9 protein-coding genes are annotated in these 18,798 nt (G+C 41.6%); 5 read left to right on the top strand and 4 right to left on the bottom strand.

Annotation, left to right across the window (positions count from 1 at the left end):
* Positions 1 to 30: 30 nt before the first annotated feature.
* The 4 genes from NXS00_RS09410 to NXS00_RS09395 all read right to left on the bottom strand — a co-directional run bounded on the left by NXS00_RS09410 (position 31) and on the right by NXS00_RS09395 (position 11,049).
* The gene (locus NXS00_RS09410; protein WP_258098926.1) at positions 31 to 1,992 is read right to left on the bottom strand and encodes a hypothetical protein; all 1,962 of its coding nucleotides are present in this window, start codon (positions 1,990 to 1,992) and stop codon (positions 31 to 33) included.
* Between the two features lie 24 nt (positions 1,993 to 2,016).
* On the bottom strand, positions 2,017 to 3,603 hold the full coding sequence (locus NXS00_RS09405) for a RagB/SusD family nutrient uptake outer membrane protein (protein ID WP_258098925.1): 1,587 nt from the start codon (positions 3,601 to 3,603) through the stop codon (positions 2,017 to 2,019).
* A gap of 13 nt (positions 3,604 to 3,616) precedes the next feature.
* Positions 3,617 to 6,763, bottom strand: coding sequence for a SusC/RagA family TonB-linked outer membrane protein (locus NXS00_RS09400; RefSeq protein ID WP_258098924.1), 3,147 nt, complete (start codon positions 6,761 to 6,763; stop codon positions 3,617 to 3,619).
* 233 nt (positions 6,764 to 6,996) lie between these two features.
* Positions 6,997 to 11,049, bottom strand: a complete 4,053-nt coding sequence (locus NXS00_RS09395; protein WP_258098923.1) for a hybrid sensor histidine kinase/response regulator — start codon at positions 11,047 to 11,049, stop codon at positions 6,997 to 6,999.
* Positions 11,050 to 11,218: 169 nt separating this feature from the next.
* On the opposite strand from NXS00_RS09395, the gene NXS00_RS09390 reads away from it, so the two are divergent.
* From NXS00_RS09390 to NXS00_RS09370, 5 genes are all read left to right on the top strand, one after another.
* Positions 11,219 to 12,709, top strand: coding sequence for an alpha-L-fucosidase (locus tag NXS00_RS09390; RefSeq protein ID WP_258098922.1), 1,491 nt, complete (start codon positions 11,219 to 11,221; stop codon positions 12,707 to 12,709).
* Positions 12,710 to 12,720: 11 nt separating this feature from the next.
* On the top strand, positions 12,721 to 15,504 hold the full coding sequence (locus NXS00_RS09385) for a DUF8487 domain-containing protein (RefSeq protein WP_258098921.1): 2,784 nt from the start codon (positions 12,721 to 12,723) through the stop codon (positions 15,502 to 15,504).
* A gap of 196 nt (positions 15,505 to 15,700) precedes the next feature.
* Positions 15,701 to 16,390 (top strand): hypothetical protein, encoded by a 690-nt coding sequence (locus tag NXS00_RS09380; protein WP_258098920.1) that lies wholly within the window; start codon positions 15,701 to 15,703, stop codon positions 16,388 to 16,390.
* 153 nt (positions 16,391 to 16,543) lie between these two features.
* Positions 16,544 to 17,263 (top strand): Cthe_2314 family HEPN domain-containing protein, encoded by a 720-nt coding sequence (locus NXS00_RS09375; protein WP_258098919.1) that lies wholly within the window; start codon positions 16,544 to 16,546, stop codon positions 17,261 to 17,263.
* 313 nt (positions 17,264 to 17,576) lie between these two features.
* The gene (locus NXS00_RS09370) at positions 17,577 to 18,350 is read left to right on the top strand and encodes a hypothetical protein (RefSeq protein WP_258098918.1); all 774 of its coding nucleotides are present in this window, start codon (positions 17,577 to 17,579) and stop codon (positions 18,348 to 18,350) included.
* The last annotated feature ends 448 nt before the right edge of the window (positions 18,351 to 18,798 follow it).

The raw sequence follows: 18,798 nt of genomic DNA, 5'->3' as shown, positions 1-18,798 counted from the left end.
TGATTCTGGTCTTCATAGAATACATACTAATTATTCGCCGGGCACAAATACATAGGCCATTAGGAATTCATCTTCTCCTGATAAATCGGCATCACGTAAGGCTTTCAAAATTAGAACACCATCTTCTGCTCTCTGTATTGTCAGATCTCCCCAATCTACAACTGCATAATCACATGTCCATGGATGCAGCATTGGAACCGAGATTCGAAGCTTGTTATTGTCTACATCTAAAGCCCAAATTCCGGTTAGGGTCACTACTTCATCACTACTCAAAACATCAGCAGCATCTGGCATACCATCACGCACCAGCGTTTCTCCACCTTCTTCATAAGTGTAGATTCGCTTACGTTGTTGGATTTCGACTGTCCCATTTGCAAGGAACGTCATACTTCCATAATCCACATCTGTTTCACCTGCTGCATAGTGCTCTCCTGGAAGTGGGTTCCAAGACCATGTAGCAAAATCTGAGAAGATAACCGGACCTTGCTCATTTCCCCAGGTAGTCTCTATATCATAGGTTCTATCACTATCCAATTTCCAAGGATTTGCCATCAAAATCTCTTTCAAGGCGTCTTCTGGATCAGAACCTCCGCTACCTCCTCCGGTTGCTTTCAAGTGAATAGATAGGTACTCTGGCTTATCAGCAGCCTTTTGTCCTAACCAAATACCGGTTACTGCACCAGCAGTTTCTTCTGCCATAAGTATTCTCAACGTATTTTCAGCTGTAGTACCAAATGTCAACCAACCACCAACACCAGAGAAGAAAGTAATCGACTGTCCAAAATCAATCTCATTGTTTTCGTTAACTGTGTATGTCCCTTCATAAGAATCGGTAGCTGTAGTAATAGCGTAAGTCCCTTCAGCATCTCCTGTTTTAGTAAGAGCCATTGATATCGCACCAAATGCATCAGCGTCATATGGAGGAGCCCATGTGGTAAATGCAAAACCTGCTGGATCTGTACCGTATGTTGCTACTTCATTCAATGCAACTCCACCTAGATCATGCCAGTTGTACGGGTAGGCAATATCCACTGACCAGGTTTTAGAAGTAGAGGTATTTGTGGTTAAGTCTCCATTGCCATCACCATCATAAGGAGGTACAGGATCAGGGGTATCCGCAGGCACCCAATTATCACTGTACTCTTTGCTGATATAATTAAAGATGATAAACTCTTCTTTACCCTTATCCTTATAGCCGATTTGCATTGCTTCATCAGTTAAGGAAATCAAGTACCCTTTACTCCAGTCTGCGATATTCGCACCGTCCACCCAATCATTCATAAGTGGCGCGGCATCAGTCAATGAAAGCGTTTTTGCATCAGCATCTAAAAAGAATGTACCATTTTCTTCTCCTCTTCCCGGTGTATTCTGATGATCTACATGAATAAATGCTCCACCTTCCAGACTGAAAGTCATGGTCCCATAATCGTTGGCAGCAGCAATCCAACCATTACTCGGCCAGTCAGCTTCCCAAATCCAACATTTATCACCCTCTTCCGAGCAAGTATTGTCCCATCTCCAAACGTCCCCAGAAAAATACATCGGCCCCAGGAAATACTTTGATTGACCTTCGGCATCTAAATCCAACAACCATGTTTTGGATTCTCCTACTCCACCTGTTAATGTATTCCAAAGTGGATCATCTACATAAGACAGATTCATCGTTGTGATTTCTAAAGTAGTGGTATCACCAGCAACGAATCCTCCACCAGCAGACACATTATAAATGAAATTATATGTACCAGCAAATGGAAGTCTTACTGTATCCTTTACTTTGGTTGATCTTCCCATTGGTGTCACCCACATCGGGATCACGTCTGGAGTTAAGCTTTCCAAAATCACCATATTCGGATCATCTGGATTTTGAGTTATTTCAAATTGTAGCGTAGAAGATTGGAGCATTTTGTCCAACTCCGGCTCATCCATCTGACAGCCAGTCATGATCAAGACAGCTGCCAGCGTTAATGAAAGTATATTCAGTATTTTTTTCATGTCAATGCTTTTTTGTGTCTTTGATTACCAGCCGGCATTTTGCTTAAGCACCCCACTGGATAATGTAATCTGTGTATTAGGTATCTGCTGAAGTCCTTGAGTTTCCATAAAATCTGCAGAAGAAATTGATTTAGTCTCTGCATTCCCTGCACTTAACAGTGTAGTTTCCTCAGCAATAGCAGCAGCAGTTACATCCAATCCCTGACGGAGTAAATCGTAGTAACGCAAGCCTTCCAGAGCAAATTCAAGGTAACGCTCTTGCAGGATATTAGCTTTAGTTGGTGACAATGCTGTAAAGGCATCACCCAATGCGCGCTGACGAACCATATCAAAGTATGATTGGGCATTGGCGCTACCTAGCTCAGCTGCCATTAACAATACATCTGAATAACGAATAGACACATAATCCTGAAACTGACCAATCATGAAGTTCGTACCACCTAACTCTACAGCTACACTATTACCATCTTCATCAGACATAGGTGTATATTTTTTGTTGTAGTAACCAGTATATTCTCTCTGACGATCTACGTCAAAGTCGAATCCTTCATCATCAACAGAGATAATAGAAGCTACTTTTCGGCTGTCTTCGTCAGCATAAGCATTCCACAGCTTAGGACTAACCGTACCTCCACCCCAGCCATTGCCATAAGGGAAGAACGACTGCTCACGCATTCCGAACATGACCAACCAATGGTTTCCATCAGTGTTGCCATTGTAATCACTTGTATAAGTGTATTTGATGGCAAAAACAGTCTCTTGATTGTCTTCTCCAACATAATCAGATCCTGAAGCTGCTGGCCATAGGTTAGCAAAGTTTTCAACCAGGCCAAAACCACCATTGCTAATCACATCTTCCAAAAAAGCCAAGGCATCTGACTGACTAACAACTCCTGCTAAATCAGGCTGACCATAATAACCTGTGTAATACAAATACACCCGTCCGATCAATGCCTCAGCTGCCCATTTGGTTACTCGTCCATAAGTTGCTTGCGCTTGCGAAGTATAAGGTGTACCTTCTAGATTCTGAGCTGCAAAAACCAGATCTTCAGCGATCAACTGATAGACTGCAGTTGGGTCTGACTGTGGTAAATTCTCAGTAGAAGCTTCAGTCAGCAATGGGATATTCCCCCAAAGTCTAACCATATCGAAGTATAAATATGCTCTAATGAATCGCGTTTCCGCTTCGTAGATTGGACGAAGATTTTCTTCCGTTCCCCATTCAATCTGGTCCATTTTTGATAACAAAATGTTACATCTGTACACGGCTTCATAATAAGCCGACCAGTTATCACCATACAAATTCTGATAAGAAGGTGCTCTTGACAAATCAAACTCATCAATTGCCTGGAAATTATAAGCATCAGATGCACCAAAGCCTCCGTAGCAATTGTCTGACATGATTTCACTAGCCAATGGAAGTGCAATACCTCCCGCCCAGATGGTTTGTAAACCATCGTAACATCCTACTAATGCAGTGTATGCATCACCAGGCGTTTTGTAATAGTTAGCATCTGTCACTGTAGTCAATGGTTCGGTTGTCAGGAAGTCCTCACAACTTACCAAACCCAAAGTAGCTACCGCAACGATTAATATCTTAATAGTTTTCATTTTTGAGTTGGTTTTAGAATGACACATTTAATCCGACCATGAAGGTTCTAGGTCTTGGATAGTATCCCAGATCTACACCAGAAGAAAATCTATCCGTTTCTCCATTGTCTATTCCATATCCGATTTCCGGATCCATGCCTGTGTAACTAGTGAAAGTGAACAAGTTCAAAGCAGAAGCATACACTCTTAACTTTCCGAATGCCTCGCTGTTGTTCAATAGATTCTTAAAGTCATAACCTACTGTCACATTACTGATGCGCAAGTAATCGCCATCTTTAATATATAAATCGGAGAACTGTGTCCAGTTAGACCCATTTTCAGTCACACGAGGCATGCTATTGGAAGTTCCCTCACCATGCCATCTATCTAAAATCTCAGACGTGTAATTCGAATATTGATTAGCATGGTTTCTGTAAGACTGAACAATCTGGTTTCCAGCAACACCAGAACCTAACACGGAGAAATCAAAACCTTTGTAGTCCACTGAAACATTGAACCCAAAGATGAAGTCAGGGTTTGGATTACCTACCTCAATTCTATCCTCGTCATTGATGATGCCATCACCATTTTGATCCACATACCGTACATCTCCAGGTCGGGCATCAGGCTGAATCAATCCTTCACCTGTAGAATGTGCAGCCACTTCAGCTTCGTTTTGGAAAATACCGTCTGTTTCTAATCCCCAGAAGTATCCGATTGGGAAACCACTCTGTGCACGATAGAATTCCAATGAGTTGTCGAACAACTGGTTGGAAGCCCCATGAATAATTCCATCACTTGTTGGGATTTCTCCTACTTCATTTTGATTGTATGATCCATTGATTCCAACAGAGTAGAACACATCTCCATAGTTGCCATTGTAACTCAAGGCCATTTCTAAACCAGTGTTCACCACATCACCACCATTAATGTATGGTGCATCGGCTCCTGCAGTGGCTAAAACTGGAGCAACGATCAACCAATCTTTATTGATTTTTCTGTACCAGTCTATGCTTAAATTCAAGCCACCAGTGATCAGTCTTGAATCAAAACCTATGTTTAACTGCTCAGCTGTCTCCCACTGAAGATCAGGGTTTGCTAATCGGTTTGGATATGCACCTGATGTCAAGGTACCTTCTTCCACTCCAAACACGTAGTTAGTGTTCATGGTAGCGATTGGAGCGAGGTATTGATAAGCACCAACATTCTGATTACCTACTTGTCCCCAGCTCGCTCTTACTTTTAAGAAACGAATGACATCATTGGATCTCAAGAACCCTTCTTCTGTTGCCACCCATCCAGCGCTTACTGAAGGGAAATAACCCCATTGGTTACCAGCTGCAAATCGAGAAGATCCATCTGCTCTAAATGTCGCATTCAATAAGTACTTCTCCTGGAAGTTGTAATTCACTCTTGCGAAATATGACAATCTATTATCTGGATTGTCTCCTGTTCCATTGATGGAAATATTCGCTCCATTAGTGTTCGTCGTATTGTTGATGTAAGCATGCTCCAAATCACTGAATACCGCATCTCTATTGGCAGTGTACATAGAGGAACCCTGGAACTGGTACATGGAAGAACCCAACATAAAGGAAACTCCATGATCTGAAAGGTTCAGGTCATAGCTTGCCCAGTTGTCCCAAAGTAGCGATCTGCCTTTTGACATGCTTTGACCAACTTCTGTGTAGTTTCTAAATGAGTAAATAGACAATGTATATTCCGGAGAATAGGAATGCCCTTCATTTGCATAATAGTCAACACCCAAACGAGATTTGATGCTCAACCCTTTCATAGGCTTGATCTCTGCGTAAATGTTTCCCAATAGCTTTTGACCATTGTTCTCATTTTGGTTATTGTAAACCATGGCTGCATATGGGTTAGACTCCCCATTGTACCAGGTAGAGTAACTGTTGTCATAGAAGTTGCCTAATGAGTCATACATCGGCAAGAATGGGCTGGTATTGAAAGCAGATCTTAACGAGTTGTTGTACTGATTTCCTACCCCAACACCATTGCTATTGGTATAAGCAAATGTCAGGTTCTCACCAATGGTTAAGAAACCATCCAATAAAGTTCTTTCTGAATTGATACGGAAACCATAACGCTCATAATTCGACAATTCAGCACCACCAACAATACCTTCCTGACCCGTGTATGACAGTGAGGTTGAGAATGTTGAGTTTTCTGACCCACCAGAGAATCCCAGCGCATAGTTTTGTGTCACTGCATTATCTACAAACATTTCATCCATCCAATTGGTATTAGCGCCATTTGCTAAAGAATCAATCTCTGCGTTGGTGAAGTATGGAAGCTTACCAGCATTAACCGCTGCTTCATTCATGATGGTTGCGTACTCTCTTGAGTTCAACATATCCGCTTTTCTAGCGACATTCTGTACACCATAATAAGAGTCAAAAGTGATTCTTGTCTTGCCTGCGGAACCTTTTTTGGTGGTGATAAGAACCACTCCATTTGCTGCCTGCGAACCGTAGATTGCTGCTGAAGCTGCATCTTTTAAGATATCTACAGAAGCAATATCCGCTGGGTTCAGATACGATACATCTCCAGTCAAAACCCCATCTACTACATAGAGAGGTCCAGAACCACTTAGTGATCCAGCTCCACGAATAACTACTCGCATACCAGAACCCGGTTGACCTGAAGTAGAGGAAAGCTGTACACCTGGGGTTTGTCCTTGCAAACCTTGCAAAGCGTTGGTCGTACTTAACTTTTGAATGTCGTCACCTGATACTTGCAAATTGGCACCAGTATTCAGCGCTTTCTTCTGCGTACCATAACCGACTACTACCACCTCTTCCAGCGCTTCCACATCCATCATAAGGCTCACTTCCACAGTGCTCTTTCCAACCACTGGTACTTCAGCAGTTTTGTAACCCACAAAAGAGATGACTAGCACTTCTTCCTGACCTGGTTGTAATTCCAGTCTAAAGTTTCCATCCATATCTGAAATGGCTCCATTCTGAGTTCCTTTCACCAGAATGGTTGCACCCGGTATAGTCTCGTTCGTTTCCGAATCAACGATCCTACCCGTGATCACCTGACCCTGTGCTTGAGAATGATATCCCATGAACAGAACCATCAGGCCAAACAGCGCCTTCATTGTGGAATTCCACAATGCAAGCCCCTGTTCTTTTCCAATTAGGTAATTTCTCTTCATACTTTTTGAATTTTTATCATAATTAGGTGTACTTGTTTGATTGATTGTCAATTAAGCGATTCCCAAAGGGGATTTCATTAAATGATTTTCAATGTTACTTGCAATCGTTTTCCACCGTGGTGTAGATTTCGTCTGATTTGGGTACAAAAATGTCAGGAGACATAAAAAAGGCCTTTAAACGTATTTTAAAGGCCTTTTAGAGGTAACTTTTGTTACCTGAGGGCATGTTTTATCTAATTTGTGTTGGCAGATTTGTCAGAATGTGTCCTAAACTCTGACGGATACATGTTGTAGATGGATTTGAAATACCTACTGAAGAGCTTCGGATTGTTATACCCTACTTTATAGGCTACTTCTGAAACATTGAGCTGACTTCTTTGCAACAGATCTGCGGCACGCTTCATTCGAAGATTTCGAATGAAATCAATTGGGGTTTGACCTGTAAGTCGTAGGATCTTTTGGTAGAAATGTCCGCGGCTGTAGCCCAATTCATGACTCAAGTCTTCAACGGAGAACTCCGAATTGGACATATTCTCTTCTACGAGCAACACTGCTTTGGCAATAAGCTGATCATCAAGAGAAACGACTTCTGCCTCTTTAGGAGTTGGGTCCACCCGATTGCCAGATTCCTGTACCCGCTTCTGGAATTTCAAGGCACTATTGATGCTGCTGAGGAGAATCTCAAAGTTGAAAGGCTTGGATATATACTCGATAGCACCCGCTTCCAGTCCCTGAATACGGTGCCTGTCGCTACTTTGTGCAGTCAACATGATTACAGGAATCTGCAGCGTGCGCGGATCGGATTTAATCTTTTCACAAAGCTCCAACCCATCCATCACAGGCATCATTACATCAGTAATTACAATATCCGGCGCTTTGGTCATCAATGATTTCCAGGCTTCCTTTCCATTGGACGCTACTTTGATATTGTAATACTGCTTCAGGTTGTCTTTCAAATAGAATCTGAAATCGAAGTTATCTTCCACCAACAAAACAGTAGGCAACTCCTCTCTATTTTCTACCTCCTCTACCTCCGGTTTAGCAAATGACTCTGCCAACTCCTTCACCAGCTCATCCGCCAGGTCTTCATCAGAGTTGATTTCTTTCAGTGGCAAATCAATGGTGAACGTCGTTCCCATATTTTCTTTACTGTCGACGGTGATTGTTCCCTTGTGTAGTTCTACAAATTCCTTAGTTATCGACAATCCGATACCGGTTCCATTATTGATCATATCGCCAGGAATCTCATTTTGAAAGAATCTATTGAACACCAAATCCAACTTCTCATTTGGAATACCAATTCCGGTATCAGCTACAGCTATCAAGGCATGAGTGCCATTCGCATCACGATGCAATTCAAAATCTACGGTAATTCTCCCGCCGGACATGGTGAACTTAAAGGCATTGGAGAGCAAGTTGAACATGATCTTCTCCATCTTATCCTTATCGAAAAAGGTGTAAAAGCTCTTTAAGTCGCTTTTAAACACCACCGGAATATCCTTTTCCTTGGACCAATCACTAAATGAATCAATCACATCCTGTAAGAAAGTGACAATGTCACCACTCGATTGACTCAAGGTGTGTTGATTGGCCTCCATTTTACGAAAATCCAACAACTGATTCACCAAAGTCATCAAACGCTTGGCATTGCGCTGAACCATCGTCAACTCTCCGCGCTTCACACGTTCGGGATCATTGATCATCCGCTCAATGGGTGTCAATATCAATGAAAGTGGTGTTCGGAACTCGTGGCTGATATTTGTGAAAAACTTAATTTTCATCATATCCATCTGATGTTGACGCTCCACTTCTTTGCGTTCACTTTCAATCCTGGCTTTGAGACGCTCTCTTTCTACGATATAACTTCTCGTTATGAATAATACACAGACTATCAATACAATGTAAATAGCAAAAGCCCATGGTGTTTCCCAAAATGGAGGATGAATGGTAATACTCAACGATGTTGGCTCAGTCCAGGAGTTAGCGCCAGTGGAGGCACGTACTTTAAAGGAATAATTACCATAATCCAGATTGGTGTAGTTAACCTTTCGTAAGTCTGCAGAAGCATTTAACCAGGTCTGATCAAAACCTTCCAGCATATACTGATAGCGCAGGTTACCCGATTGGAAAAAAGAAAGCGCCAGGTACTCAAACGAGAGTGAGTTTTCATCATGTTCAAATTCCAGGCGAGCAGTGTGCTGTATTGATTTTTTTAAAACAACTCTTCCGTTTAATTCGGCACCTGCTATCAATGGTTGATTGTCGACGGAGATACTGGTCAAAAGAACTTTAGGCGGAGTACGGTCAATGGAGATATCCTGCGGGTCAAAACTATTGAAACCATTCTGACCAGCGAAAATCAACTGTCCGTCAGAGGTTTGAAAACTGGCGTCCTCTGTAAAATTTTCTGCTTGTAGTCCATCAGAAACCGCAAAGGTTTGAAAAGAATATTGCTCCTCTTCCGAAAGTGACACTTTAGTGATTCCATGATCTGTTCCCAACCATAGACTTCCTAACCGATCTTCTTCGATTGACATCACTATATTGGAAGAAATCCCATCTGACTTCCTAAAAACAGAGATTTCCTGGCTGTTTAAATCAAGTTTATTCAAGCCGTCCAGGGTACCCACCCAAAGCACATTACCCTGTGCTTTTAAGGAAATAATCGAATTATTGGTGAGGTCGGAATTGCTTTCAAAGAATGTGTTTAATTCTCCGCTACGTGGATTAAACTGTGTCAATCCGTTACCAGTAGCCAACCAGATATTTCCAGCGATATCTTCCTCGATGCTGGTTACATAATTGGCCATCAAGCCATTTTCCATGCTGATTTGCAAGGTGCCCTTTGTCTCTGGGTCATATCGAAAAACACCTCGGTTCAACGTTCCAATCCAAATGTTGCCATTAGAATCTTCAAACAGTTCCCAGATACTTAAATCACCTGTATCATCTGTGAATTCAAACTTACTTAAGCGACCATTTTTATAGGTATAAAGACCTTCCAGATAAGTACCTACCCAAAGTCGGTCGTTAGAGTCCATCAACAAACTCACCACCACGGATGGTTGTTTTGCCTTTACCTCAGTATCCAATGGAATAAACTTATTGGCTGCCAGGTCATACTTCAGCAGTCCTTTACCATTAGTACCAATCCATAAATGATGTTTCTTTGTTTCTGCAAAGGAACTCATATCGTTGAATGCAGAGACTTTCCGATCATATTTTACATGATGAAAACTGCTTGAATTTGGATGATAATAACTCAATCCACTTTTGATGGTTCCAACCCAAATCCCACCACTAACATCCTGAAACAACGTATTGACATTGTCATTGATCAATGATTTGGGATCATCAGAATCGTTGAGAATATATGACTTTTGGCCGGTAACCTTGTTTATAATAACGATACCTCCATGATCCGCACCAACCCATATTTTACCATCTTGTGCCTGCACCACACTGGTCACCAAATTGCTTTGGAGTTCAGGAGTGCCATAAACTCTTGATTGTCCTGTTTTCGTATTGAGGTAAAATACTCCTATGGGATTTTCAGAGGTAAATGCCCACATATCAAATTCTGAATCAATAGCGATTTTCCAGGCATTCTCTATTTTTCGCAATTCCTGTGACAAGCCATACTTCCGAATAACCTTGTTTGACGCTGTATTCAAAACCTCTACCATCCCAGATCGATGAATGATCCACAAGTTTCCAGAGTCATCAAGTGCCATATCGGAAACCGCCGATGACATCAGTGGAATTATCGCATCCTCTGTATAGGAAGCGGTAATCAAGGCATCGGTGCTATCCACACCGACGAGCCCACGATTCTCTATATTGAACCAACAAGTACCATGGTGATCCATCACCATTTTGGTGATATATGCAGGTTCTGTTTGCAATAAATCATAATAATATTGAGGGTGTGAAAAAATCTCTGTAGCTGGATCAAATACCGATATCCCCGCATAGTTTTTCACCCAAAGATTACCATCAGGGCCGTAGCTCATCCACATGGCTGTATTGCTGGCAATACTCAACGTATCATGAGCATCGTGATAGAATGATTTCACCTCATAACCATCGTATCGATTGAGTCCGGACAAAGTTCCTATCCAGATAAAACCATCATGATCCTGAAAAACAAAATTGACCTGATCATTGGTCAATCCCTGCCGAATGGTCAACTGTTCGAACCGAACATCTTCTACCTGTCCGTGGGTAAAAAATGTAAGACCAACCGAGAAGAGAATGAAACAAATGTATTGCTGAATCCTTGCCATTGCACCAATATCCAAGCTTGTGATTTACACTCAATTATTAATTATGTCTAATTAATAGATAAAAAATTAAATATTTTTAAGATATGACATTCATTACCCACATAGGAATCAATGATTCCACTCTTTGAATTCGTTACCAACCTACCTTGCATTTTTATACCTATACGATATGAGAATTCTATTCTATTCAATAACCCTACTCTTTCTGGTTACTTATGCTTGTCAACCAGTGAAAACTGAAAAAAAGTTTAAAGTCTATGCTGAAAACTGGGACTCCCTTGCGGCGTATGAAGAAGCACCAGAATGGTTTAGAAATGCAAAGTTTGGCATCTATTATCACTGGGGACTATTGTCTGTTCCGGCTTACGCCAATGACTGGCATCCGCGTGGATTACACATTGTAGGCAGTGATGATTACAACCAGCATGTGGAGACCTATGGTCACCCATCTGAATTTGGGTATCATGATTTTGTACCAATGTTTAAAGCAGACAGTTTCAATGCCGATGCGTGGGCTGATTTGTTTGTGCGATCCGGTGCCCGATTCTCTGGTGTAGTGGCAGAGCACCATGACGGTTGGTCCAACTGGGATAGTGACATCAATCCATGGAATGCAATGGATATGGGACCACATCGGGATTTGGTAGGTGAGCTGGAAAAGGCCATCAAAGCCAGAGATCTCAAGTTTGTGACCACTTTCCACATGGCGAGAAACTTACAGATCTATCAGAACGATTCAGCCAACTGGCTCAATGACAAGTCCTACTTCCCGTACCATCCTGACATGCCAACATCTTCTACGGATTCACTCATTCGAATCCTGTATGGCAACATTCCACGTGAGCAGTTTTATGAGAATTGGTTGGGCAAGCTGAAAGAAGTCATTGACAACTACAGTCCCGATTTGATCTATTTTGATGGTGAACTGTCCAAACTTCCTGACTCACTCAAATTACAATTTGTGACCCATTACCTCAATCACGCAGCAGCGAATGATAAAGGCGTAGTAATTACCCATAAGAATGGAGAGCTACCAAAAGAGGTCAGCTTAAAGGATCTGGAAAAAGGTCGTATGGACGAAAAAACAGACTACTTCTGGCTCACCGATGAGACAATTGCCCATGGCAGCTGGAGCTATACCGAAACACTGGAGGTAAAGCCAGCTTCTGAGATCATTCAGGTATTGATCGATATTGTGAGTAAGAATGGCGTGATGATGCTCAACATTTCACCGAAAGCGAATGGAGTGATCCCTCAAAAACAGCAAGCAGCACTTCTCGAGATCGGTGATTGGCTCAACCAGTTTGGTGAAGCGATCTATGACACCCGCACCTGGACCGTGTATGGTGAAGGACCGACGGTACTGGGTGAATCCGGCCATTTCCTGGAATGGAAAGCCTACACACCTAATGACATCCGGTTTACCACCAAAAGCAATGTACTGTATGCTATCGTAATGGGCTGGCCTGGAGATTCGGTGGAGCAAACAATCACTTCTATCAACCAAAAGAATCTGAGCGGTCAAAAAATCGCTTCTCTGGAGATGCTGGGCAGTAACGAAACCATTCAGTGGACGTTGGGCGATACTGGACTCACGTACACAACTCCTACCGAGGCGCCAAGTACTACGGCGGTTGTATTGAAAATTACTTTGGAATAAACGAATAACGCATGCGCTCTACTTTACCATTCATTGCATTACTCTTTGTTGTACTAGGATGTAGCAAAACTGATGAGCCAATAAGAGAGCGTATGTTACTTGCTGGAACGTGGCAATTCCAGCTCGATACGGGATCGATCGGAGAACAGGAACAGTGGTACAATCAAAAGCTGGGAGATGCTATTGTGCTACCGGGTACGACGGACTCTAACGAAAAAGGATTTCTAAATACCGATACCACTACCATGCACCTCAACCGGCAATATACCTATGCAGGTGCGGCGTGGTATCAAAAGGAAGTGACCATTCCTGAGAGCTTCGCTGGTAAGCATCTGGAGTTGTACTTTGAGCGCACCAAACCCAGTAAAGTCTGGGTAGATGGCGAGTTGGTAGGCACCTCCATGCTCTTGCAATCACCACAGCAATTTGAACTATCCAAGAAACTGAGTCCCGGAGTGCATACCCTCACGGTTTTGATCAATAACGACCTGAAACTGACGCCTTTTGGCAATGTGCACATCTACTCCGATGACACGCAAACCAACTGGAACGGTATTCTCGGTGATATGTACATCGAAGCGAAAGACCGGACATTCATTGCTGATTTACAGGTATTTACAGACATTAATCAGCAACAAGCCAACGTACAACTAGGATTGGTCAATGAACTTGAGGTCAGTAATGCAACGATTGAGCTACAGCTTCATCTAAACCTGAACGGAGAAACAACACAATTGCCAACCACAGTCTATGAAGTGGCACTGGACTCAGTAATCACGCTCACTTATGACTTTGAGGAAGTTGCACTTTGGGATGAGTACGAGCAACCAATCTACACGGTAAAAGCCGTACTGAAAGGTGAAGGATTCTCTGATGAGCAGTCTGCAACGTTTGGTATGCGAGACTTCACAGTATCCGGCTCGCAGTTTCAAATCAATGGACGCACCACTTTCCTCCGTGGCAAACACGAGTCGGCGGTATTTCCACTCACTGGCTCTGCGCCGATGGATGTCGAATCGTGGGCTCGGGTGTACCGCATTGCGAAAAGCTATGGCATCAACCACTACCGGTTCCACTCCTACTGTCCACCGGAAGCAGCATTCATAGCCGCCGATCAGGAAGGAATCTACCTGCAAGCAGAATTGCCATTTTGGGGTGGTCTGGACAATGACACCACCGCTCAGATGCTCAGAAATGAAGGGTACGGATTGCTGAAAGCCTATGGCAATCATCCTTCCTTTGTCATGTTCTCACCGGGAAATGAAATCTGGGGTGGCCATGAGCGTGTAGCGTCCAACATGAAAGCCCTTAAAGCTTACGACGGTCGGCCACTCTACACGATGGGCTCCAATAACAACATTGGTTACTTGCCTCCTCAGGACTATGCCGAATTCTTTGTAGGGGCGAGAATTCCAGACAAAGGCGATACGATCACTGGTCATACTCGTCTCACGCATGCCTTCGCTGATGCCTATCATGGTGGAGCACTTAACACGTTAAAACCTTCCACTCAAATCAACTTTAACTATGCGGTGGCGCATATGGATTTGCCGATTGTCAGTCATGAGATTGGGCAGTATCAGATCTACCCCAACTATGACGAGATCACGAAATACACCGGCAATCTGAAACCATGGAATCTGGAAGTCTTCCAACAACGCCTGCAAGCCAAAGGCATGGGTGATCTGGACAGTGTATTCCAACAAGCTTCCGGCGCCTGGTCAGCGCTGTGCTACAAAGCCGAAATGGAAGCTGCTATCCGAACGAAAGGCATGGCTGGATTCCAGTTACTAGACTTACAAGACTTCCCTGGACAAGGAACGGCACTCGTGGGTATACTCGATGCCTTTATGGACAGTAAAGGTGTGGTATCACCAGAAGTTTGGAAGCAATCCTGCAACGATGTGGTGCTGCTCGCAGAGTTCCCAAAATACACCTGGTCAAACCTGGAGACATTTAGTGCGGAGCTAGTAATTGCTAACTACTCCAATAAAAACCTTGAGCAACCCGTCAACTGGAGTTTGAATGATGAAGCTGGACAATCGCTTTTCACTGGATCGATTGAATCTCCTACTATCAGCCATGGCGGATTAACCAGTCTTGGAGAGATCACCATTGATTTAGCATCCGTTTATCAGGCTCAGAAACTGACTTTAACTATCCTATTAGAAGGAACGAATTTTTCCAACTCCTACCCGATCTGGGTATATCCAGCAGCGGACTTACCACCAGTAGAGGACATGGTCGTTACGAACAGCTTGAGTACAGAGGTCATGGACCAACTAACAAACGGCGCAAGTGTGCTGCTCTTTCCTGAAACGGAAGCCATTGAAGACAAAAGCTTTGCTGGACACTTCCCACCAGAGTTCTGGAACTATGGCATGTTCAAAGGCATTAGCGAGTGGGTGAAGAAGCCCGTTTCTCCAGGTACTTTAGGATTACTACTCGATCCAGAGCATCCGATCTTTGCAGATTTCCCAACCGACTTTCACACCAACTGGCAGTGGTATTCCATCATCAAAAACAGCCGTTCGATCATCCTGGATGATACGCCAGCCAACTACCGACCATTGGTACAAGTGATTGACAACCTAGAGCGCAATTACAAGCTAGGAATGCTCTTTGAGTTCAAAGTAGGCACTGGCAAACTATTGATTTGCACCGCTCAGCTTCAAGACTTACTACACGAACCAGAAGCCAATTACCTCTACCGATCAATCGTGAACTACATGCAGTCGGAAGCTTTTGATCCGCAGCAAGTGATGAGTAAGGAAGAGTTGGAGAAACTTTTATAGTAGAGGCTTTGCCTCTACCCGGTTTATGGTATTTTGGTTGGTATCTACCGGTTTTTGTTTGGTACTAATTTTAGAAAAAGGTAGATTCAAGTGCACAGTGCACGTTACATTATAGTTGGCAATAATAATGAGATACTGCACCATCATATTCACCATTATTTTGATTCAGGCTTGTTTAAATAACAATAAGAGCAATATGACTTCAACAAAAAAGTATGATTATAAACATAGACTAGAGGGCCTTTATCAAGTTGAGATAGATTTAATATCTAGTCTTGAAATTTCTGAAGATTATTTTTACCAATTATTTGGAGATATTGTTTTATCAGAAGTATTACCGAATTCTATAAATGTGGGGAAATATCAAAGAGAGACATCCTCTGGTATATTGTTTTGCGGAGAGAAAATAGATTTAAACCAGATTCTTGAAATTAAGACTGAATTAGCTAAATTAAATTTAGTATTCGAATGCTCCTTCGATGAAATGTTAAATAGTAGATACATTGACTTTGAATTTCCAGAATTCTCAGACCGAGATTTACTCATTGAAATAAATAAAAACTATTATAAAATTTACCCTATAAAGGATAGAGTAGAATTTTATACTCAAGTTCAGTTCCCAAATAGAGATAAATCACCTTTAAAACGTTTTTGTGATTCGCTTGCAATTACATATGGAGCTTTCCCATTGTGGGCTGACGGTAAGGAGAATCTACTTTATTGCCCAATGGAGAATTCCGATGATTTAGTTGATTTGGTTTATAACTTTAAGGATTTAATATATCCTAAAGAACATGGAATTTTGAATGGATGGTATACAGAGCAGTCCTTAAAAGAGGATATAAAATCTCGTTTACCTCTAATTGATTTTGGATTTTATCAATAATTACTATTGCCAACAATGCATATAAACAATTGCGCGGTGACGTTTAAACTTTAGCCCAAAAGTTATATTTTTACTTTACAACGGTTAGACAATTAAGAAATTGTTAAAAGCGCAACTTTTAATATGCGCGTCGTTACCCACCATAAAGCCGAGATGGATTTATTCAGCACAGAATTATTCGAACAAACTCACATTTCCTACAGCTTCTTTTTTAACAACGAATTGGGTGTGGATAAAGGATTGGAAAGAATTGATACATACCATGATAGATTTGAATATTTAGGAGACGTTGAAAGTAACGCTATTCGTTTAGTAGATACTTGCGAATTGTTACTAAATATTCATAATCAAATATTGAACGATGCTCCTGATACATACTTGAGAACACTAGGGTTTGAACGAATTGACTTTTTTCACTATACTATACAGAACTATTACATCAGAATTTCAACAATTTATGATTTACTACTAGTAGTTTCATCCAACTTACTTCGTCTTGGAATTCGAGAATCAGACCTGAATGAAAAGCATCTCTTAAACAACAAAATATATAAGAATTATGATTTCATTTCCTCAATCAAAGATTTTAAGAGCTTAATTAATGATATCAAACCAAAGCGAAATACCATTATTCATCGGGGATATTTGCAAGACGACAGACTTCATGAGCTAAGAGTTTCTCCTAAGTTCTCAGGACATAGAATTGATGGGACAACATCAAAGACCGAAGACTTTAGAGAACTTTGGTCTAAATATGAGGAAGAAATGAAAATATTAAATCTGAGGGCTCAAGAGATTGTTTCAAGATTCTTAAACCTAACAGGGAAGTATTACAAAGAATACTTCAATAAAATTCCTAAAAACGGTGGGTAATCTGAGCATTGCCTCTATTGAAATTCACTGACGCTGCGGTCAGGACAGATGTCACCAACAAACAAAGTCTCCTCCCCATCTTTAGAAGTTTGAAAAACTCTAGGTAAAAGTCATTTCTCCGCATCCGGGAAACACCAAAACACTCTCGGCAATCACAAGCGACCAGAAGAAAATCATCTACCAACGCTCGTCAATGAACTACCACCGGTGGTTTGTCATTTATTTTGATGACGAGAGGTATGAGACTGAAGGCTTATCTTTAGGTGGGTAATAGTTAGTCTTTTGAGCGTTGTAATTCATTTAAACTAAAAAAATGGGAGCTTGGGGTCCAGCCATATATTCAGATGATCTAGCTTGTGATATCAGAGACGACTTCAAAGAATTAATTGGAGACGGATTTGAGTCTGAACAAGCTACCAAAAAACTTGAGAAAGAATATCGAGATTCATTGAATGATAAAGGAGAGAATTCAGTTTTCTGGTTTGCATTAGCGGACACTCAATGGAAAACAGGACGGCTTATCGACCATGTAAAACTAAAAACACTTGAAATTATTGAGAGTAAAATCGATTTGGAAAGATGGAAGGACGATCCTGAAAACTTAAAGAAGAGAGAAGCCGCTATTGAGAAACTCAAAGAACAACTTCTAAGCGATCAACCTAAAGAAAAAAAGCTCCAAAAAAAATATAAAGAGGAGTCTTCCTTCAATGTCGGTGACATCTTTAGTTATCAAAACAAGCTTGAAAAGAAAGCATTATTCAGAGTAATCGGAATACATCAAGATAAAGGGGGTAGATCAAGTGTTTGTGAACTCCTAGATTGGTTCGAGGAAGACTTACCTGTTAGCAAAGGGCTTTTGCCTAAAGAGAAAATTGACAGTAAAAAGATCTCGAAATTAAAATTTAGAAGAATAAAAAATGAGATAACTCAGTTCATGTTAGCAGAGACTATTGCTAAGTACAAACCAAAGCAAGAATGTTTCGAACTGATAAAAACAGGAAGCAGTCCTCAACAGAAGTGCACAGGTTATTCTGTAATATTTTGGAGAGAATTAGATGAGCTTTTAGAAAAGGAATTTGAAAAATAAAGGAGTTACAAATTAGTGTATAAATCACTAGCCTTTCTTATAGTACACTTACGCTGAGGAAAGGACGGGTTTCTCCAACAAACCAAGTCTTCCTCCTTAAGAGACCTCCGCCTTTGTTGGAGTTGTCTCCAACAAACAAATTCTCCTCCCCATCCTAAGTGTTTTGAAAAACCACATATAAAAGTCATAACTCCACATCCGGCAAACAATCAAACTCTAGCGGCAATCGCATAAACGGCTCAGCCAATCACCGAAACGCTCCCGAAAACAATAAAAACGCTTCAGGCAGTGGTGGAAACGTAATGGAGAATCATATAAACGGGACCCATCCTAAAATAAGTTGACAGATTATTACTTAATACTAGATGTAGTTTACAATGATACTACAAAGTCCTATTTGCACTTTACAGAGATTACTTTAATCCTGATTGAAGTATACAGGCTTGGA

It is taken from the genome of Marinoscillum pacificum, from assembly GCF_024714495.1.
Lineage (GTDB): Bacteria > Bacteroidota > Bacteroidia > Cytophagales > Cyclobacteriaceae > Marinoscillum > Marinoscillum pacificum.
This window is presented reverse-complemented; position numbering and strand designations above follow the sequence as displayed.